Annotated in this window: 18 protein-coding genes and 1 pseudogene; 6 read left to right on the forward strand and 13 right to left on the reverse strand. The window is 69.7% G+C overall.

Annotated features, from left to right (window positions below; translation table 11 throughout):
• Positions 1–23: 23 nt before the first annotated feature.
• The 6 genes from ABD927_RS23645 to ABD927_RS23670 form a co-directional block, all read right to left on the reverse strand.
• On the reverse strand, positions 24–995 hold the full coding sequence (locus ABD927_RS23645; RefSeq protein WP_345252349.1) for a Bug family tripartite tricarboxylate transporter substrate binding protein: 972 nt from the start codon (positions 993–995) through the stop codon (positions 24–26).
• A complete protein-coding gene (locus tag ABD927_RS23650) occupies positions 976–1,809 on the reverse strand; it encodes an alpha/beta fold hydrolase (RefSeq protein ID WP_345252350.1) in 834 nt (277 codons plus the stop codon). Before ABD927_RS23650 ends, ABD927_RS23645 begins: the two co-directional genes overlap by 20 nt.
• 47 nt (positions 1,810–1,856) lie before the next feature.
• The gene (locus ABD927_RS23655; RefSeq protein WP_345252351.1) at positions 1,857–2,825 is read right to left on the reverse strand and encodes an amidohydrolase family protein; all 969 of its coding nucleotides are present in this window, start codon (positions 2,823–2,825) and stop codon (positions 1,857–1,859) included.
• Positions 2,822–3,121 (reverse strand): DUF3303 domain-containing protein, encoded by a 300-nt coding sequence (locus ABD927_RS23660; RefSeq protein WP_345252352.1) that lies wholly within the window; start codon positions 3,119–3,121, stop codon positions 2,822–2,824. Before ABD927_RS23660 ends, ABD927_RS23655 begins: the two co-directional genes overlap by 4 nt.
• Positions 3,122–3,163: 42 nt before the next feature.
• Positions 3,164–3,964, reverse strand: coding sequence for a class II aldolase/adducin family protein (locus tag ABD927_RS23665; protein WP_345252353.1), 801 nt, complete (start codon positions 3,962–3,964; stop codon positions 3,164–3,166).
• Positions 3,965–4,060: 96 nt separating this feature from the next.
• Positions 4,061–4,957: a LysR family transcriptional regulator gene (locus ABD927_RS23670; protein WP_345252354.1), complete on the reverse strand. Its 897-nt coding sequence runs from the start codon at positions 4,955–4,957 to the stop codon at positions 4,061–4,063.
• 120 nt (positions 4,958–5,077) lie between these two features.
• Here ABD927_RS23670 and ABD927_RS23675 point away from each other — a divergent pair, with 120 nt between their 5' ends.
• From ABD927_RS23675 to ABD927_RS23685, 3 genes are all read left to right on the forward strand, one after another.
• On the forward strand, positions 5,078–5,917 hold the full coding sequence (locus ABD927_RS23675) for an alpha/beta fold hydrolase (protein ID WP_345252355.1): 840 nt from the start codon (positions 5,078–5,080) through the stop codon (positions 5,915–5,917).
• Positions 5,914–6,903, forward strand: a complete 990-nt coding sequence (locus tag ABD927_RS23680; RefSeq protein ID WP_345252356.1) for a Bug family tripartite tricarboxylate transporter substrate binding protein — start codon at positions 5,914–5,916, stop codon at positions 6,901–6,903. Before ABD927_RS23675 ends, ABD927_RS23680 begins: the two co-directional genes overlap by 4 nt.
• A 62-nt stretch (positions 6,904–6,965) precedes the next feature.
• Entirely contained in the window at positions 6,966–7,805 is an 840-nt protein-coding gene (locus tag ABD927_RS23685; protein WP_345252357.1) for an alpha/beta fold hydrolase, read from the forward strand.
• 18 nt (positions 7,806–7,823) lie between these two features.
• Here ABD927_RS23685 and ABD927_RS23690 read toward each other — a convergent pair whose 3' ends face one another.
• Positions 7,824–9,437 carry a PucR family transcriptional regulator gene (locus ABD927_RS23690; RefSeq protein ID WP_345252358.1) on the reverse strand — a complete coding sequence of 538 codons (1,614 nt, stop codon included), beginning with the start codon at positions 9,435–9,437 and terminating at the stop codon, positions 7,824–7,826.
• A gap of 53 nt (positions 9,438–9,490) precedes the next feature.
• Positions 9,491–10,948: an NAD-dependent succinate-semialdehyde dehydrogenase gene (locus ABD927_RS23695; RefSeq protein ID WP_345252359.1), complete on the reverse strand. Its 1,458-nt coding sequence runs from the start codon at positions 10,946–10,948 to the stop codon at positions 9,491–9,493.
• A gap of 286 nt (positions 10,949–11,234) precedes the next feature.
• Here ABD927_RS23695 and ABD927_RS23700 point away from each other — a divergent pair.
• Positions 11,235–11,294: pseudogene (locus tag ABD927_RS23700) on the forward strand (hypothetical protein); the annotation flags it as partial.
• Between the two features lie 291 nt (positions 11,295–11,585).
• Here the strand turns inward: ABD927_RS23700 and ABD927_RS23705 are convergent.
• The 5 genes from ABD927_RS23705 to ABD927_RS23725 all read right to left on the reverse strand — a co-directional run bounded on the left by ABD927_RS23705 (position 11,586) and on the right by ABD927_RS23725 (position 16,515).
• Positions 11,586–12,371, reverse strand: coding sequence for a carboxymuconolactone decarboxylase family protein (locus tag ABD927_RS23705; protein WP_345252360.1), 786 nt, complete (start codon positions 12,369–12,371; stop codon positions 11,586–11,588).
• Between the two features lie 14 nt (positions 12,372–12,385).
• Complete coding sequence (locus ABD927_RS23710) at positions 12,386–13,315, reverse strand: tripartite tricarboxylate transporter substrate binding protein (RefSeq protein ID WP_345252361.1); 930 nt, start codon at positions 13,313–13,315, stop codon at positions 12,386–12,388.
• 203 nt (positions 13,316–13,518) lie between these two features.
• Complete coding sequence (locus tag ABD927_RS23715) at positions 13,519–14,865, reverse strand: MmgE/PrpD family protein (protein ID WP_345252362.1); 1,347 nt, start codon at positions 14,863–14,865, stop codon at positions 13,519–13,521.
• A gap of 14 nt (positions 14,866–14,879) precedes the next feature.
• On the reverse strand, positions 14,880–15,650 hold the full coding sequence (locus ABD927_RS23720) for an SDR family NAD(P)-dependent oxidoreductase (RefSeq protein WP_345252363.1): 771 nt from the start codon (positions 15,648–15,650) through the stop codon (positions 14,880–14,882).
• Positions 15,631–16,515 carry a phytanoyl-CoA dioxygenase family protein gene (locus tag ABD927_RS23725; protein WP_345252364.1) on the reverse strand — a complete coding sequence of 295 codons (885 nt, stop codon included), beginning with the start codon at positions 16,513–16,515 and terminating at the stop codon, positions 15,631–15,633. The genes ABD927_RS23720 and ABD927_RS23725 overlap by 20 nt, the downstream gene beginning before the upstream one ends.
• A gap of 156 nt (positions 16,516–16,671) precedes the next feature.
• On the opposite strand from ABD927_RS23725, the gene ABD927_RS23730 reads away from it, so the two are divergent.
• Together ABD927_RS23730 and ABD927_RS23735 are read left to right on the forward strand one after the other, a co-directional pair.
• Entirely contained in the window at positions 16,672–17,550 is an 879-nt protein-coding gene (locus tag ABD927_RS23730) for a LysR family transcriptional regulator (RefSeq protein ID WP_345252365.1), read from the forward strand.
• A 139-nt stretch (positions 17,551–17,689) separates the two neighbouring features.
• The coding region (locus ABD927_RS23735) for a DUF3348 family protein (RefSeq protein ID WP_345252366.1) at positions 17,690–17,922 on the forward strand (233 nt) is incomplete at its 3' end.

A 17,922-nucleotide genomic window follows, 5' to 3' on the forward strand; every position in this document is an offset into this window, starting at 1 on the left:
AATTGTAGTGGACGCCGCGGCCCTCAATAGTTGAGCGGCTTGATGTTGGCGTCCTTCAACACCTTGCCCCAGCGCCCGATATCCGCCGCGATCTGCTTGGAGAACTGCTCCGGCGACAGCGGGGCCGGCGTGGCGCCTTCGTTGCGCAGGATCTGCAGGAATTCCGCCGACCCGAGGATGCGGTTGATTTCGCGATTGAGCGTGTTCACGATCTGCGCCGGCGTGCCGGCCGGCGCCAGGATGCCGTTCCAGCCGAACACCTCGAAGCCGGGCAGCGTATCCGACAGCGGCGGCACCTCCGGCAGCAGCAACAGCCGCTCGCCCTGGCTCACGCCGAGTACCTTGAGCTTGCCCGCGCGATAGGGCTCGACCACGTTGCTGGGAGAGGACACCATGTAGATGTCGACCTCGCCCGCCATGGTGGCGGTCAGCGCCTGCGGCGCCCCCTTGTAGGGAACGTGCGTCATTTTCGTGCCCGCCATCTGGTTCAGCAACTCGGAGGCCAGGTGCCCCAGGCTGCCCGTGCCGACCGTCGCATAGTTGACCCTGCCGGGGTTCTTCCTGGCGTAATCGATCAGTTCCCGCGTCGAACTGGCGGGCAGGTCGGGCCGCGCCACCAGCACCGGCGACACCTTGCTCACCATCGCGACCGGCGCGAACGACTTCACCGAGTCGTACGGCAGCTTCGGATAGAGGGTGGGGTTGACGACGTGGGACGGGAACGCCATCAGCAGCGTATAGCCGTCCGGCGGCGCGGTGGCCACCGATTGCGAGCCGACGATGCCGCCGGCGCCGGGCTTGTTGTCGACGTAGACCTGCTGCCCCAGGCTGGCGCTCAGGTCCTTGGCCAGCAGCCGGGCCAGGATGTCGGTGATGCCGCCCGCGCCGCTGGGCACCACGAGGCGGATCGGCTTGTCCGGATAGGCGGCGGCCGCGCAGGAAAAAACGCCCGCGCAGGCAACGAAAATCAGGCGTTCAAGCATTCTGCTTCGCATGGTGGTCTCCTCGATTCGTGTCGCTGTGCCCAATATCCGCGATGAAATCCGTGACGATGGCGGCGCAGCGGTCCGGCGCCACCGCCGCCGCGTGGTAGCCGTCCACCTCGATCTCCTGGTAGCGGCCGTTCGGCATGCGCGCGGCCATTTCCAGGAACGCCTCGCGGCCGCGGCGCGCGGTGTTGCCGGCCAGCACCAGCGCCGGGCAGCGGATGCCGGCCAGCAAAGGCAGGCAGTCGACGGCGGACACCCATTTCATATAGGCCAGCGCGGTGTCGAGCCGCGTGGCGCCCATCAGCCGGCTCCACCATTCGATGCCCGCTTCGGGCATGGCGTCGCCGAGCCTCTGCCGCATGGTCGACCGGGCCCATTCGTACATGCCGCCCTGCTCCATGCGTTCGAGCCAGCCCGTGGTGTCCGGCGCCTGCAGCGCGGGGCTGACCAGGGTCAGCGACGCCAGCCGGTCCGGATGCGCCGCGCCGAACGCCACGGCGCTGATCCCCCCACTCTTGCCGGCCACCAGGTGGACCGGGCGCCGCGGCGACACCGCCTGCATCAGCGCGTGGAGATCCTGCACGAACTGCGCCGTCGAAAAGCCGCGGCCGTCCACCGGCGGCGATTCGCCGAAGCCGCGCTGGTCGAAGCGCACGACGCGGAAATGCCGGCTGAACGCGGGCACCCAGGTGCGCCAGGCCTGAGTGTTCTCGGCGAAGCCGTGGACGAACAGGACGACCGGCGGCTGCACCCATGGGTCCGTGTGGTCGTCGATCCGGTAATGCAGGTCCGTCTGGCCGGCGCCTTGGCTGTCCGGCATTCGCGTGCCATCGGGATCAGGGGGTTCGCTCGCCATGGTCGGTCTCCTCAAAATTGGTACAGCGCCGCGGGGTTGGCCACCAGGATCCGGTCGAGCAGGCCGGCGCGGCCTTGCGTCCATTGCCTGAGCCGCGACAGGGCCGCGCCGTCGTCGACCGCCTTGAACGGCCGCACGGCCAGCCGTTCCGAACCGGGCACCATGGTGCCGACCGTGTGCGGCCAATCGCTGCCCCACAGGATCCGGTCCGGATTCGCGTCGATCAGCGCCCGCGCGAGGTCCTGCACCCCCGCCTCTTCTCCCGGGCCGGACATCCGGTAGGTGGCCGAAAGCTTCACATAGGCCTTGCCCTGCGCCAACAGCGAGGCCAGGACGTCGAAACCGGGCTGGCCGATGCCGGCGCCGGCCCTGGCGAGCGCGAAGTGGTCGAACACGATGGGGACCGGCAGGCGCGACAGCTCGCCGCGCAGGCCGGCGATGACGTTCAGGTCGGTAAAGGTCTGCACATGCCAGCCCAGCGGAGCGACCCGCCCGGCGACGCGCAATATCGATTCGCGGGCCGCCGACGCGCTATGGGTGCCCACCGTATGCAGGTTGACCCGGGCCCCGCGCACGCCGGCCCGGTGCAGGTCTTGCAGCTCGGCATCCGAGGTGCGGCTGCCGATCACGCAGACGCCCCGGGCTTCCAGCGCGCCGCCCCGGTTGATGGCGCGCAGCGAGTCGGCCAGGCAAGCGTGGTCGTTTCCCTGCGGGGAAGCCTGCACGATCACCGCGCGCCCGAGCCCCAGCCAGCCGAGCACGGCGGCCAGGTCGGCCAGCGTGGCCTCGGCGGGGGTATAGGGCCTGTCGGCGGCCAGCGGATACCTGCCGTGGTCCTCGAAGACGTGGACGTGGCAATCGCAGGCCCCGGCGGGAGGCGTGAAATCCGGTTTGGCGTGGGAGGATCCCAGCAGGTTCAGAGACTCGATTTTTTCACCTTCATGGTCGCGGATCGGAAAGGCGCGGGCGCGCCGCCTCACAGGTCCATCGGGTTGGTGCCGGCGTTGGCGATGGCTTCCTGGTGCGCCTTCGAAACCAGCGGGATGATCTCGAAATGCGCCGGGACGTTTTCCGACCACTGGTTGACCAGCTTGTGCAGCGCCTCGTTCGAGTCGACCTCGAACACCGCGACCGCCCCGCGGCCGGCCTTGAGCCATACGTGCCTGGCCACGCCCGACTCCAGCAAGGGATTCATCCAGTCCCAATACGCGCGCTGCCCGGCGCGCATGGCCGATGGTTGCTCGGGGCGTGGGGTGCTGATGACCATGAACAACATGCCGGTCTCCTCCGGTGGATTGAAAAATGGCTCGGGAAAAACCTAGGCCCAATAAGGCGGGTAGCCGGAATGCCTGGCCTGCGCTTCCAGCAGGCGCAGCATGGCGGGCCACTCCAGCACGCCGTAGGGCCGGCGCGTGCCCGGCTGGTACAGGTGGGCGGTGCGTGCGAGCACCTCGGGCGTGGGCAGCTGGAGTTTCGTGCCGCCCGCCAGCGCGTCCACCTGGGCGCGGCAGCTCAGTTCCAGGTTGTAGAGCAGGTTGAACGCCTCGGCCGCGCTGGGACCGCAGGTCAGCAGTCCGTGGTTGCGCAGGATCATGGCGTTGTGCTGCCCGAGGTCGGCCACCAGGCGCTCGCGCTCGGCCAGGTCGATGGCCGGGCCTTCGTAGGCGTGGTAGGCCAGGTGATCGACGAAGCGGATGCTGGTCTGCGACATCGGCAGCAGCCCGCATTCCATCGCCGATACGGCGATCCCGGCCCGGGTATGGGTATGGATGATGCATTTGACGTCGTGCCGGGCGGCGTGGATGGCGCCGTGGATGACGTAGCCCGATTTATTGATCCCATAATCGGTGGGCGGCTTGGAAAGGATATTCCCTTCCAGATCGATCTTTACCAGGCTGGAGGCCGTTATTTCCTTGTAGAGCAGGCCGTACAGGTTTATCAGCAGATGATCCTCGGTATTCGGGATCCGCAGCGTAATATGGTTGTAGATCAGGTCGGTCATGCCGAAAAGATCGACCAGGCGATAACAGGCCGCCAATTCCAGCCGTGCCTGCCATTCTTCCCGGCTCACCGTTTCCCGCACCGACGGAAAATCGGTCGTCAAATTGGGGAACGTCATCTGAAAATGCCTCGCTTAACTCGACGTGGGCAGCAATTCTGATGGCGCGCCGGCGGGACTGTCTAATCAATATTGATCGCCGGCCCATAAGGCCCGCTAATGCGCAGCCATCTCGGCCACCGTTTTTTTCAGGTGCCTGACGAACATGTCGACCAGCACCGAACTGGGCGCCGACTTGGCCCGCAGCAGCACCGTCCGGAAGTCGATCGACGACTTCAGCGGCCGCGCCGTCAGGCCCTGCAGCGGCATCGACGTCAGCAGATAGGGTTCGATCAGCGCCACGCCCGCGCCGTAGTAGGCGAGCGTCATGCCGGTCAGCGAAATGCTGATCTGGACGCTGATGCGCGGCGCGATGCCGGCTTCGTTGAATATCCGGTCCACGTGCGCGCGCATGTAGTAGTGCGGCAGGTAGGTGATGATCGGGTAGTCGGCAAGGTCGCGAACGCCGATCCGTTCCAGCCGGGCCAGCGGGTGCGTGTCGGGCATCACGCAGGCCACGCCGCTCTTGACCAGCACCTCGGTCTCCACCTCGGAATTGTTGACTGGCTCGAACGCCACGCCCAGCTCCACTTCGCGGCTGGCGACGCGATCGATCACTTCGGGCGAGGTCATCGACTGCAGCGTGACGTGCGTCTCCGGGCGTTCGGTAACCAAGGTGGCGATCGCCTTGGCCAGGTAGCCATTGGCGATGGGGAACGAGGCGGCCACCGACAGCGTTCCCAGCCGGCCGCCGGCCAGGTCCTGCATCAGGCGGTTGACCGCCTTGAGCCGGCCGTAGATGGCGACGATGTCGGGGAAGATCGCCACCGCCTCGGGCGTGGGCTGCAGCCGCCCGCCGATGCGGATGAACAGCGGCCGGCCCTGCCGCGCCTCCAGCAGCTTCAGCACCGAGCTGACCGCCGGCTGCGACACGTTCAGGAAACGCGCCGCGCCGGTGACGGACCCGGTCTGCATGATGGCGTGAAAGACCTCCAGGTGCCGCAGATTCATCATTTCGCCGTCTCCAACCGTTAAGTGAGTCTTATGGATGCCCATGGAAAATTAATTGGGCATGGTCTGCGCTTCGTTTGATACTAATAATCCTCGCCGATAACAATACGAGGAGACCAAAACATGAAGCCGTTGGCCAAGAGATTCGCCAAAGTGGGCGATCTCGATATCCATTATGAATTCGCCGACTATACCGACCCCTGGCAGCCGGGCGAGCCGGAAACCTTTCTGCTATACCCCGGTTACTGCCGCAATACCGAATTCTGGCGCGCGTGGAGTCCCCTTCTCGGCCGACACTACAGGGTACTGAGCCTCGACGCGCGCGGTTATGGGGATACCACCAAGCCGGCGCCGGGCTCGCCGCTGAGCCCCGAAATGCTGGCGGGCGACGCCATCGGCCTGCTGGACGCGCTCGGCATCGAACGCGCGCACTGGGTGGGCGAATCCACCGGCGGCGCGCTCGGCCTGGTGGCCGCGCTGGAACACCCGGACCGGATTTCTTCCATAACCCTGCTGAACACCGCCGCCAAAATGGGCGACGAAACCATCTCGACCTATGCGCTGGGCGAGGCCGACCAGGCCGCCGCGATCGAAAAATACGGCGTGGCCGAATGGTGCCGGCGCACGCTGCAATACCGCATGGACCTCAGCAAGGCGCCGCCCGGGCTGGCCGAATGGGTGCCCGCGCAGATGGCGCGCACGCCGGACTACATGGCGATCGCCGCCTTCCGCCTGTTCTCCACCGTCGACCTGACGCCGCGGCTGCCGGAGATCAAGGCGCCCACGCTGCTCATAGTCGGCAGCAAGTGCACCGAGCGGCGGCTGCGCCACATGGCCGAGATGCGCGACCTGCTGCCGACGGCCAAGCTGGTGAAGCTCGAAGGCTACGACTACGGCATCCACTTCCTGGCGCCCGACGCGGTCGTGGCCGAGATCCGCACATTCCTGGAGGAGCAGCGATGATCCCGCAGCGCAGAGTCCTCGCCCTGTCCCTCGCGGCGCTGGCGCTGTCGTCGGCCTCGTGGGCGGCGCCGTCGCTCGCCCAGTCCTATCCCAGCCGGCCGGTCACGCTGATCATTCCCTACCCTCCGGGCTCGAGCACCAACGACATCCTCGGCCGCATGCTGGCCAAGAAGCTGTCCGACGAACTCGGCCAGCAGGTCATCCCGGAAAACCGCGCGGGCGCCAGCGGCAACCTCGGCTCCAAGCTGGCCGCGCAGTCGCCGCCCGACGGCTACACGCTGCTGGTGGGCGTGGCGGCGCCGCTGGCGGTGGGGCCGGCGGTCTACAAGAACCTGGGCTACGACCCGGTCAAGGACCTGACGCCGATCGCCATGTTCGCCACCACGCCCTACCTGATGGTGGTCAATCCCAGCCTGCCGGTCCACAACGTCAAGGAATTGATCGCGCTGGCCAAGAAGGAGCCGGGCAAGCTCAATTTCGCGTCGTCCGGCGTGGCGGGCTCGCCGCATCTTTGCGGCGAGCTGTTCAAGTCCATGGCCAAGGTCGACATGACCCACGTGCCCTACAAGGGCGGCGCCGAGGCGATGACCGACCTGCTGAGCGGACGGGTGCAGATGATCTGCACCGGCCTGACGGCCCTGACCGAGCATGTCAAGAACGGCCGGCTGCGGGCGGTCGGCCTGGCCTCGCTGAAGCGCTCGGAGCAGTTGCCCGACGTGCCCACGATCAGCGAACAGGGCCTCGACGGCTTCGAGGTGAATTCGTGGACCGCGCTGTTCGCGCCCGCCGGCACGCCGGCGCCCATCGTGCAGCGCCTGTACCAGGCGGTGGCCAGGATCATCAAGCAGCCCGACGTCGACGCCTTCCTGCTTAAGCAGGGGTCGGAGCCGGCCTTGATGGATCCGGCCCGGCTCGGCGCCTACCTGAAGGCCGACACGGCCAAGTGGGGCGCCCTGGTCCGGTCCACCGGCATGACGGCCGAATAGGCCTGCCTGCGTCCGGGCCGGCGCCCGGACGCGCCTGCCATCACCTTGCAAAGCGAGCAGACATGCCGAGCGCACAGATCGACGCCAGCCTGGCCATGCATTACGTCATCGACGACTACACGGACCCGTGGAGCCATCCGGAAACCATACTGATGCTGCACGGCAATGCCGAGAGCGGCGCCGTCTGGTTCGGCTGGGTGCCCCACCTGGCCCGCCGGTTCCGCATCGTCCGGCCCGACATGCGGGGCTTCGGCCGCTCGACGCCGATGGAGCGGGACTATCCGTGGTCGCTCGACGGCCTGGTCGACGACTACGTGAAGCTGATGGACGGGCTGGGCGTCGCGCGCTTCCACCTGATCGGCGCCAAGCTGGGCGGCACCGTCGCGCGGCGCTTCGCGGCCCGGCACCCGGACCGCATCGCCTCGCTGGTCCTGGCCGGCACGCCGGTGGCCGACCGCGGCGACATGACCGCCCGCGTCGCGGCGTGGATGGAAACCTTCGAGAAGGACGGCGTCGGTTCGTGGGCGCGCAGCACCATGGCGTCGCGGCTGGGGCCGCGCTTTCCGGCCGAGGGCGTGCAGTGGTGGATCGACCTGATGTCGCGCACGCCGGTGTCGAGCCAGATCGGTTTCATGAAGGTGATTCCGGGCTCCGTGCTGACCGGCGACCTGCCGAAGATCCGGTGCCCCACGCTGGTCATCACGACCGAGGGCAGCGCGCTGGGATCGGTCGATCAGGTCAGGGCCTGGCAGACGAAGATCCCGCGGTCCGAACTGTACGTGGTGCCGGGCGACTCCTACCACGTGGCGGCCAGCGACAGCGATCTGTGCGCCGTGCAGGCACGCGCGTTCATCGAACGGGTGCGTGCGCAAGCGCCGGCCGCGGGCGCGGCGCCGGCTTGAGCCGGATCGGCCGCGCGGTCATGGCTCTTGCGCCAGCACGCGCCGCGGGCCGGCCGGCGCGGCGGCGTCGTGCTCCAGCCGCTGCATGGCCAGCGCGACTTGCAGCTCGAAACGCTGCGCCGGGTCTTCCAGATCGACGCCTAGCAGCGCCGCGATGCGGCCCACCCGGTAGCGCAGGCTGCTGATGTGGAGGCCGAGCCGCTGGGCGGTGGCGGCCAGATGGAAGCCTTCGTCGGCCAGCGCGGCCAAGGTGTCGAACAGGAAGCCGTTCTTCGCGCCGGCGCGCAGCGGCCCCAGGCGCCGCTCGATCAGCATCCGGCGCGCGTCGGCGTCGCCCATCAGCGCGCGCGGCAGCGTCACCTCTTCGAACGGCACCAGCCGGCCCGGCGCCAGCAGCGGCAGCAGCGCCTGGAGGTCGGCGCCGGCGGCGGCGACGCCGCGCGCCCCGGTACCGGGACGGCTGACCGCCATGCCGACGCCCTTGCCGCGCACGGCCTGCCACAGGGCTTCCGGCGATTGGTCCTGCGGCAACAGGAAATGGACCTGGTTGGCGGAAGCGAACAGGACAGCCGGCACGCCGCGCGCGCCCAGCGCCTGGCGCAGGCGCTCGGTCCAGGCCTCGATGCGCAGGAAGCCCGGCCGCGACAGCGGCAGCGTTTCGTCGTGCAGCGCCAGGCACACCCGGTACGGCGCGCGCGGATCCCAGCCGCGCAGGCGGGCGCGCTCCAGCGCCGCCTCGCTTTCCTTGAAGCTGCCGTCCAGCAGCGATTCCAGCAGGGTGTAGCCCAGCCGCTCTTCCTGCACCCGCAGCGCCTCGGCATGCGACAGGTGCAGGGCGGCCACGATGGCCGCGTGCTCGGCCGCCCGCACGTCCAGTTCGCCCAGTGGATGCGGGCCGTCGTCCAGCCACACCAGCGCGGCCTGCCCGCCGTGCACGACGATCGGGCAGCCCAGGCGGCGGGCGAAGCCGCGCTCGGGCATGGCCTCGATCCAGAACGGCGCGTTGCCGGCGCCGGGCGGCAGGGTGCCGTGCCGCGCCCTGGCCTCGCGCAGGTAGCGCCGCTCGTGGGCCTGGCGCGCCGCGCCCATGTCGGCCGCGCCGAGCAGCAGGCCGTCGTGGCTGATGAAGCAGACGTCGCGCCCGAGCAGATCGGCCAGGATGGCGGCCAGCTTCTGCAGGCTTTCGATCGACGCGGCGGCATTGGTCAGCGCGCGATGGATCGATTCGGAACGCTCGATCAGAGCGCCCTGATCGCGGATGATCCGCACGTGGATCTGTTCGGTGATCTGGCTGAACGGCACTTCCCACGGCAGTTCCAGCAGCGGCAGGCCGACGCGGTCGGCCGCCTTGCGGCTGGCCGCCGGGAAATGCGGCAGGGCATTGGGCACGGCCAGCACGACGCCGGCCAGGCCCTTGGCGTGCAGCTGTTCGACCAGCCGCGACTGGCGCGCCGGCGCGGCGGGCCAGTGGTAGCCAGTGGTCAGCAGCAGTTGCCCGGCGTCGACCCAGTCGACGATGTCCGGCAGGTCGACGATGTGCACCCAGCGCACTTCGTTGGAGACGGCGGCGCGCCCCGCCACCAGGGTCGCTTCCTTCAGCACGGTATCTTGGAGGATCGACGCGATATCCATGCCGAGACTATACCCGCGCCCCCGCCGGGCCGGCAGGACGGGCGCGGGGGCGTTCAAGCCGCGGGCAGCCCGACCGAAACGTACTTCAGGTCCAGGTATTCCTCCAGCCCCCAGTGGCCGCCCTCGCGGCCCAGCCCGCTGTCCTTGACGCCGCCGAACGGCGCCCAGGCGGTCGACGGCGCGCCGTCGTTGACGCCGACGATGCCGTACTCCAGCGCCTCCGACACGCGATGCGCGCGCGCCAGGTCGCGCGTGTACAGGTAGGCCGCCAGCCCGAACGGCGTGTCGTTGGCCTGCGCCACGGCTTCTTCCTCGGTGTCGAAGGCCAGGATCGGCGCCACCGGGCCGAAGGTTTCCTCTTCCAGGATGCGCATGCCCGGCGCCACGCCGGCCAGCACGGTCGGCCGGAAGAACAGGCCCTCGGCCGCGCGGCCCCCGGTGACCAGCGTCGCGCCCTTGTCCAGCGCGTCGCGCACCTGGCCGGCCACCTTGTCCAGGCCGCGGGCGTCGACCAGCGGGCCGACCTCGGTGCGCTCGTCGGCCGGGTCGCCCATCCGCAGCGCCTCCACGCGCCGCGCCAGCGCGGCCACGAAGGCCGGCAGGATGGCGCGCTGGACATAGATGCGGTTGGTGCAGACGCAGGTCTGGCCGGCGTTGCGGAACTTGGAGAGCATCACCTGCTCGACGGCGTCGTCGAGGTCGGCGTCATCGAACACCAGGAAGGGCGCGTGGCCGCCCAGTTCGAGCGACACCCGCTTGAGGGTGCCGGCCGCCTGCCGGTACAGGCTGCGGCCGACCTCGGTGCTGCCGGTGAAGGTCAGCTTGCGGATGCGCGGGTCGTCGAACATCACCTGCGACACGCCCGCCGCGTCCAGCGTCGGCAGGGTCTGCAGCGTGCCGGCCGGGCCGCCGGCGCGCTCCCACAGCCACGACAGGAACAGGGCCGTCAGCGGCGACTGCGGCGCCGGCTTGACGATGGCGGTGCAGCCGGCCGCCAGCGCCGGCGCCGCCTTGCGGGTGATCATCGCGGCCGGGAAATTCCACGGCGTGATCGCATAGACCGGCCCCACCGGCCGCGGCGTGGCGTACAGGCGCTTGCGCGCGTCCGGCCCGGAGAACGCCTCGCCGCGGATGCGCTTGGCCTCTTCCGCGTACAGCTCGATGTAGGCGGCGGCATAGTCGACCTCGCCGCGCGCCTCGCTCACCGGCTTGCCCATTTCGGCGGAGATCACGCGCGCGATCTCCTCGCGGTGCGCCATGATCTCGCCGAACCAGGCCTGCAGCAGGCGGGCGCGCTGGTGGGCGCCCGTCCGGCTCCACCGGGCGTAGGCCTGGACGGCGGCGTCGGCCGCGCGGCGGGCGTCGGCCGGCGTGGCATCGGGCACCGCCGCCACCCGCCGGCCGTCGGCCGGGGAAAAGACCTCGAAGCTCGGGCCGCCGCCGTCGCGCAGGCGGTCGGCCAGGAGGGAAAGGAAATCGGGCCGGTCGGCCGGGGTGTCGGGGCGGTTCATGACGTGAGGTTATCGGTAAGGGAGATGGGATCATAGGGAGGCGGACCGCGGCGGGCTACCTATTCCAGGCACGAAAAATGCCTTCGGATCCGGCATCGATTCCTATCAAAAACAGGATTCGGCATCTCCGGCGCCAGGATCCCGCGGCATGCCCCCTTGCCCGCCGGTAACGGACTGACGCGCCGGCCGCGCCGGCACGCGCCGAGCCTGCGCTGTCCGCCGGCCGCAGGACCCGCTGACCGGCCTGCCCAACCGCACCCTGTTCCGCGACCGGGTCGAGGCCGCGCTGGCGACCACCCAGGGCGGCATCATGGTGGTGGACCTGGACGGCTTCAAGGACGTCAACGGCGGCTTCGGTCACGCGGCCGGCGACGCCATGCTGGTGGCCACCGCGCAGCGGCTGCAGGTCCGCGAGCTGCTGGCCAACGCCGACCTCGCCCTGTACGAGGCCAAGTCGCAGGGCAAGCACTGCCGCCGCTTCTATTCCAGCCGCCTGCGCGAGGCCGCCAAGGCCAAGCAGGGCCTACCAGACGAGCTGCCGCGCGCGTGGGCCATTGGATGCTGGACACGGCCTGCGGTGCGGGCCCTGCCTGGAGCACGAAGGGCTGCCCTGTTCGAACGGCTGTTGAAGAAGAGGTCAGGAGGCGCAGGGCCCCTGGCTGGGCGGCCCGGCGCCGCCGGCCGCCATCTCGCTGAACACGGAACTGGCAGCACGGAAGCTTTCCAGGCTGTTGTAGACGCCGCCGTATACATAGGCCAGCAGGAATATCTCGGCGATGCGCCCGCGCGAGACGCCGCCGCGCAGCGCGCTGCGCACGTGGCGGTCGACCGCGCCGACCTGGCCTGTGGCAGAGGCGATCGCCAGGCACAATTCGCTGCGCAACTGGCGGTCGAAGGCGGGCCGCGACCAGATGTTGCCGAAGCAGAAGTCCAGCGTGGTTTCCCAGAACAGGTCGGTGAACGGATCGGCCTGGGCCAGGCCGCGGTCGACGTCGGCATCGCCGAACAACTGGCGGCGCATCCGCAGGCCGGCGGCCATGCGCTCCGCCACCGTCCGCGCCGGCGCGGGCCGGTTCCCGACCTGCCCCAGTGGCGGCGGCAGTTCGCCGGCCGCCTCCATCCGCTCCAGCGCGCGCCGCGCCGCGGTGAAGCCCGACAGCGAGGCGTAGACCCCGGCATAGCAATACACCTGAAGCAGCACTTCGCCGATCTCTGTCTTGCCCAGCCCCGCGCGCACGCACAGGCGCACGTGCTCCGGCACGGCCTCGGCCTGGCATTTGGCGGCCACCATGGCCAGCGTCAGCAGCGCGCGCCGCCGGGGGTCCATCCCGGGCCGGCCATGGATGGCATCCAGGCGGAAGGCGCGGTCGATGTCGTCGAACAGCCGCATGAAACCGTCTGCGGAATCGTCGTCGGTTGGCATGGATTTCCTCTTCGCTAGTCGATGCGCGCGCCGGAATCGCGCACTACCTTGCCCCACTTGGCCAGGTCGGACTTGATCAACGCGGCGAATTCTTCCGGCGAGGTATGGGCCGCCTCGAAACCCAGGTTCGCGAACTGCGCGCGCACGTCGTCCTCCGACAGCACCTTGCCGATCTCGGCATTGACCTTGTCGACGATGGGCCGCGGCGTATGGGCCGGCGCCAGCGCGCCGTACCAGACGTTGGCGTCGTAGTCGGGAAGATTGGCCTGCTCGGCGATCGTGGGGATGTCGGGCGCGAGCGAGGTGCGCCTGGCGGTCGTCACGCCGATGACGCGCAGCGAGCCGTTGCGTATCGCGGGCAGGATGGTCGGCAGCGAGCCCACGACCAGCTGGGTCTGGCCGCCCAGCGCGGCCGACACCGACGGCCCGCCGCCGTTGTACGGGATGTGCAGGAACTTGACCCCCGCCATCGTGCCCAGCAGCTCCATCGCCAGGTGCGAGGCCTGGCCGTTGCCGGGCGAGGCGTACGAGATCTCGCCCGGCCGCGAGCGCGCCAGTTCGATCAGCTCGTGCGCCGACCGCACCGGCGTCGAAGGGTTCGCGGCCAGGATGTTGGGCGCCACCGAGAGCAGGCTGATCGGCTCCAGGTCCTTGACCGTGTCGTACGGCATGTTCTTGTACAGGCTGGGATTGATCACCAGCGACGACACCGCGATCAGCAGCGTGTAGCCGTCCGGCTCGGCCTTGGCCACCAGGTTGTTGGCGATGTTGCCGCTGGCGCCGGGCCGGTTGACCACCACCGCGCTCTGCTTCCAGTCGTCGGAAAACTTTTTCGCCAGCAGACGGGCGATGACGTCGGTGCCGCCGCCCGGCGCGAAACCCACCAGCATCTGGATCGCCTGCGACGGATAGTCCGCGCTGCCGCCGGCGGCGCGGGGCGCCATCGTCGGCGCGAACGGACTCAATGCGGCAGCGGCGCCTGCGCTACAGAACCGGAGCGTCCGGCGTTTGGACAGGTCTGGCTTGAACATGGTTACCCCCTTGCTTCACGATCACCCGGGCGGCAGCCTGTCCACGGGCCGCTGCGCAATCACCATCGAAGCCGGCCACCGATACGGCATGGACGAGACCGGCCCGATCACGAAAATCAGGAATTCGGAGGTATGCCCGTGCGGGCCAGCGCGCCGGCGTCCGGCAGTTCGTCGAGCGCGCGGCAGTCGGCCAGCGTGCGCCCGATGGCAGAGGGGTCCAGACCGGCCAGCGCCGCCAGTCCCTGGAATTTGCGTTCGAGTTCGGCGTCGGTCAGCGGCCGCCGCGGCGTGCCGCGCGCGTGCTCGACCGCCATGTCGTGGCAGGCGCCGTCGTCCAGGACCACGCGCACCCGCGCCTGTCCTTTGCCGAGGGCGGCGTCGGCCGTGGCCGCCACGCGCGCGCGCAGGGCGGCGGCATCGCCGGCGGCCACCCGCGCGTCGCTGAACTGCGGCACGCCGACCTCGCCGTCGAGCAGCGCCGCGGCGGCGCAATGCGACAGGCTGAGCTTGCCCGCCAGGCCGTCGGCCGGATCGCGGCCGCAAACGCCCAGCGTGACCGGATCGACGGCCAGCTCGACCCGGGCGATGCGGCCGGCCTGCAGCCCATGGGCCTGCCGCAGGTCGAGGCAGGCGTCGATCACCGGATGGGTCACGATGCCGCAGGGATAGGGCTTGTAGCCGACCCCCGCCAATTCCCATTCGGCGCCCAGGCCGGCAAGCGCCTCGTGGGCGCGCGCGGGATCGCCGAACACGCCCGCCAGGCCGCGCGGCGATTCGATGCCGCGCGCCGAGGCCGTGAAGCCGGCCGCCGCCAGCATGGCCGCCGCCAGGCCGCTGCGCGCGGCGTGGCCGATGTTGAAGCTCTTGCCCATGGTGCCGAACACCTCGCTCAGCCCGCACGCCTGGGTGGCCGCCAGGCCCAGCGCCCAGGCCGTGCGGCCGGCGTCGAGGCCGAGCGCGCGGCTGCAGGCGGCCGCCGCGCCGATCCCGCCGCATACCGAGGTCGGATGCCAGCCCGCGTCGAACAAGCCGGGCGACAAGGCGTTGCCGACCCGGCATTCGACGTCGACGCCGAGCACGAAGGCGTGCAGGAAGCGCCGGCCGTCCATCGGCCGCCACTCGGCCAGCGCCAGCAGCGCCGAGGCGACCGGCACGGTCGGATGGATGACGGTGCGCATATGGGTATCGTCGAAATCGAGGATGTTCGACGCCACCCCATTGACGCAGGCCGCCGTCAGCGCGTCGTAGCGTTCGCCGCGGCCGATGGCGGTGGCCTGCGGCGGGCCCGCGAACGCGCCCAGCGCGGCCAGCAGCGGTTCCATGGTCGCGTCGCGGCAGCCGCCCAGCGCGCAACCCAGCCAGTTCAGGACGGCCCGCCGGCCTTCCCGGCGCACCGCCGCCGGCACGTCTTCCCAGCGGGAAACGGCGACGAACTGCGCGAGTTCACGGGTGACGTCCGTCATGGGGCGGGGCCGAATCAATGAGCGGTATAGCCGCCGTCGACGCAGATGTCTTCCCCTTGCAGGAAGGCGGCGGCGGTCGTGGCGAGGAACAGGGCGACGTCGGCGATTTCTTCGGGGCTGCCGGACCGCCCCAGGGGAATGTCGGCTTCCAGTTGCCGGTGCAGCGCCGGGTCGGCGCGCATCCGGTCGATCGCGCGCTGGGTGTTGACCGGGCCGGGGCTGATCGAATTGACGATGATGCCGTCGCGCCCCAGTTCGCAGGCCATCGACTTCGCCAGGTGGATCACGCCGGCCTTGGTCAGGCCGTACAGCGCGCGTTGCTCGAGCGCGACCTTGCCCAGCTGGCTGGCGACGTGGATGATGCGGCCGCCGCCCTGGCGCCGCATCAGCGGCACCACCGACTGCGAGGCGAAGAACGGCGCGGCCAGGTTGACCGCCACCACTTTGTCGAAGTCATCGCGCGTGTAGTCGCCGAAGTCTTTCGACACGCGCAGCGCCGCGTTGTTGACGAGGATGTCGACGCGCCCGAACCGCTGCGCGGCGTGTTCGACCATGCCTTCGGCGCCGCCCGGCGCGGCCAGGTCGAACAGGCCGTACTCGACCCGCGCGCCGGGAGCCGCCTGCCGGCATTCGTCGCACCGGGCGCGCAACTGTTCCTCGGTGCCCTCGGCCACCAGCAGGACGCCCGCGCCGGCCTGGGCCAGCCGGCGGGCAATGGCGACCCCGATGCCGTTGGGCAGCGAGGCGCCGGTCACGATCGCGATCTTATCCGTCAACGGCGGCATGCACTTCTCCCGTGTATTTGCCGAACAGTTCGTCGTGCCGGCGCTCCTGCTCGCGGTAGTGCTCGCGATAGCGGCGGTAGACGGCGTCTTGCATGGCCAGCCCAGCCGGCGTGAAGGCGCCGTCGGGCGGCGGCAGCAGGTCGAAATGGCCCCATTTGTCCTGTCCCCGCACCAGCAGCGCATGCAGCCGGTGCGAGCCGACGGTGGTGACGTGGGCCGGGATGTAGCTGATGCCGAAGCCCACGCGGCGGTGCGAAGAGCGGTTGGGCGAAGAGCGGTGCGGACACAGCGTGTTGTGCAGCGAGAACTCGCCGGCCTTCAGTTCCATCAGCACGCCCTGGCTGTCGTCGAGCGGCTCGACGATGGCCTGCCCTGCGCCGTTGATGCTGTTGGCCAGCCGGGCCGCGGCATGGTGCATCTGCCGCGGCTGGCCGTGCGACGACAGCACCTCCATGCAGCCGGCCTGCGCCGAGGCGTCCGACAGCGCGAGCCAGGCGGTTACGTGTTCGTGCGGGGCCAGGCCGAAATAGGTCGAGTCCTGGTGCCAGGCGGCGAAGGTGGCCGAGCCCGCCTCCTTGATGAAGAAAGTGCTGGTGAACACCAGCAGGTCGGGGCCCAGCAGGTCTTCGATCACGTCGAGGATGCGCGGGTCGCGCACCAGCCGGTCGAACTCGGGAAGGTAAATGTGGGGCGAGGAGCGCCATTGCCCGTTGGCGGGGAGCGATAGCGACGATCCCGCGTGCGCCTCGATCCGGTCGAGCAGGCCGAGGTAGCCGTGCGCCTCTTCGGCGTCGAGGGCCGGCAGCGGGAACAGGAAGCCGTCGTGGCGATAGCGGTCCACCTGCTCCTGGGCAAGAGCTTTCATGTCGTGTCTCCTGGGGTATCGAAGGTATTGAATGCTGGCGTGGCCACGCGAGGCTCCGGGGGCATGTCGATTTCGATCGATGTTAGGAATGCGCCGCATCATTCGTCCATTACAATTTCGAGCAATGAATATTTTCTTTTTCGAAATATTCCACCCATGGAGCTGAAAGACCTGGCCTCGTTCGTCGTGCTGGCCGAAGAGCTGCACTTCGGCCGGGCGGCGGCGCGGCTGCACATCTCCGCGCCGCCGCTGACCCAGCGCATCAAGCAGCTGGAAAATGAACTGGGCGTGGTGCTGTTCGAGCGGAACAACAGGCGGGTGGAACTGGCGCCGGCCGGCGCCTTGCTGCTCGAAGAAGCCCGCAGCATCCTCGACCGCACCCGGCAGATCCGCCAGCGCCTGCAGGCGGTCGAACTCGGCTATGCCGGCCGGCTGCGCATCGGGGTGAGCGGATCGGTCATCCATTCGGATGCGCGGCGCAGGCTGGAAGCGGCGATCCCGGCCGGCATCGATGCCAGCTGGGCGATGATGAGCTCGGCCGAACAGGTGAAGGCGATCCGCGAGCGGCAGCTCGACATGGGGGTGGTCAACACGCCCATCGACCACGACGGCCTCGCCGTGCATGTCCTGGAACACGAACCGTTCGTCGTGGCGGTGCCCGCCACCCACCGGTTCGCGGCGCGCAAATCGATCAGGCTGTCGATGCTGCGCGACGACACCTTCATCATCGGCGAGCGTCACCTCGGCCCGAACTACTACGACCGCATGATCAGCGCCTGCGAACGCGCCGGCTTCGTGCCCAAGGTAGACCTGCAGTCACAACTGCTGTCGTCCTACATCGGGCTGGTGGCGCTGGGGGCCGGCGTCACCTTCGCGCCGCGTTCGCTGGCCAGGGCCGGGCTGGCCGGCATCGCGTATCTGCGCATACGGGAACAGGCCCCGCACGCCGAGGTCTCGCTCGCGTGGAGCGCGCAGCGCACGTCGCCGGTCACCGACAGGGTGCTGAGCGGCATGCGCATCGCGCGCGGGCCATGATGCGGGCGCCGCCCCTTGCCGATTCGGCCGGCGGGCCGCGCGCGGTTACGAAGCGGTGCATCTTCGATGCCGCCCGGGCGCGGCCCGCGCGCCCGGGCGCGTGTAAACTCGCGGATTTTTGGAATTCCGACCCTGCCGTATGGTGCAAGAGTCCCGGCGGTCCGCTTTCGGCGGGCCGCCGCTCATCCGCCTGCTTGCCCGCCTGACGGACGTTGACGCGGCCGGCGCCGGCCAGCCGCTGTCCGACCGCCTGAGCCAATGGCTCGGCTGGACCGACGCCATCGCGCTGTCGTCGGCGCTGAACGCGCGCGCCGCGGCGGCGGATGGCGCCCGGCCGGCCGCAGCGCCGTCCGCCGCCGCGCCCCGCGCGGC

Origin of the sequence: Pigmentiphaga soli, from assembly GCF_039541095.1 — a bacterium.
GTDB classification, from domain to species: domain Bacteria; phylum Pseudomonadota; class Gammaproteobacteria; order Burkholderiales; family Burkholderiaceae_B; genus Pigmentiphaga; species Pigmentiphaga soli.

Excerpts from the sequence above, each read along its gene's own strand:
- ABD927_RS23645 (WP_345252349.1), bottom strand. The coding sequence starts at position 995 with ATGCGAAGCAGAATGCTTGAACGCCTGATTTTCGTTGCCTGCGCGGGC.
- ABD927_RS23650 (WP_345252350.1), bottom strand. The coding sequence starts at position 1,809 with ATGCCGGACAGCCAAGGCGCCGGCCAGACGGACCTGCATTACCGGATC.
- ABD927_RS23660 (WP_345252352.1), bottom strand. The coding sequence starts at position 3,121 with ATGTTGTTCATGGTCATCAGCACCCCACGCCCCGAGCAACCATCGGCC.
- ABD927_RS23665 (WP_345252353.1), bottom strand. The coding sequence starts at position 3,964 with ATGACGTTCCCCAATTTGACGACCGATTTTCCGTCGGTGCGGGAAACG.
- ABD927_RS23670 (WP_345252354.1), bottom strand. The coding sequence starts at position 4,957 with ATGATGAATCTGCGGCACCTGGAGGTCTTTCACGCCATCATGCAGACC.
- ABD927_RS23675 (WP_345252355.1), top strand. The coding sequence starts at position 5,078 with ATGAAGCCGTTGGCCAAGAGATTCGCCAAAGTGGGCGATCTCGATATC.
- ABD927_RS23680 (WP_345252356.1), top strand. The coding sequence starts at position 5,914 with ATGATCCCGCAGCGCAGAGTCCTCGCCCTGTCCCTCGCGGCGCTGGCG.
- ABD927_RS23685 (WP_345252357.1), top strand. The coding sequence starts at position 6,966 with ATGCCGAGCGCACAGATCGACGCCAGCCTGGCCATGCATTACGTCATC.
- ABD927_RS23690 (WP_345252358.1), bottom strand. The coding sequence starts at position 9,437 with ATGGATATCGCGTCGATCCTCCAAGATACCGTGCTGAAGGAAGCGACC.
- ABD927_RS23695 (WP_345252359.1), bottom strand. The coding sequence starts at position 10,948 with ATGAACCGCCCCGACACCCCGGCCGACCGGCCCGATTTCCTTTCCCTC.
- ABD927_RS23705 (WP_345252360.1), bottom strand. The coding sequence starts at position 12,371 with ATGCCAACCGACGACGATTCCGCAGACGGTTTCATGCGGCTGTTCGAC.
- ABD927_RS23710 (WP_345252361.1), bottom strand. The coding sequence starts at position 13,315 with ATGGCGCCCCGCGCCGCCGGCGGCAGCGCGGACTATCCGTCGCAGGCG.
- ABD927_RS23715 (WP_345252362.1), bottom strand. The coding sequence starts at position 14,865 with ATGACGGACGTCACCCGTGAACTCGCGCAGTTCGTCGCCGTTTCCCGC.
- ABD927_RS23720 (WP_345252363.1), bottom strand. The coding sequence starts at position 15,650 with ATGCCGCCGTTGACGGATAAGATCGCGATCGTGACCGGCGCCTCGCTG.
- ABD927_RS23725 (WP_345252364.1), bottom strand. The coding sequence starts at position 16,515 with ATGAAAGCTCTTGCCCAGGAGCAGGTGGACCGCTATCGCCACGACGGC.
- ABD927_RS23730 (WP_345252365.1), top strand. The coding sequence starts at position 16,672 with ATGGAGCTGAAAGACCTGGCCTCGTTCGTCGTGCTGGCCGAAGAGCTG.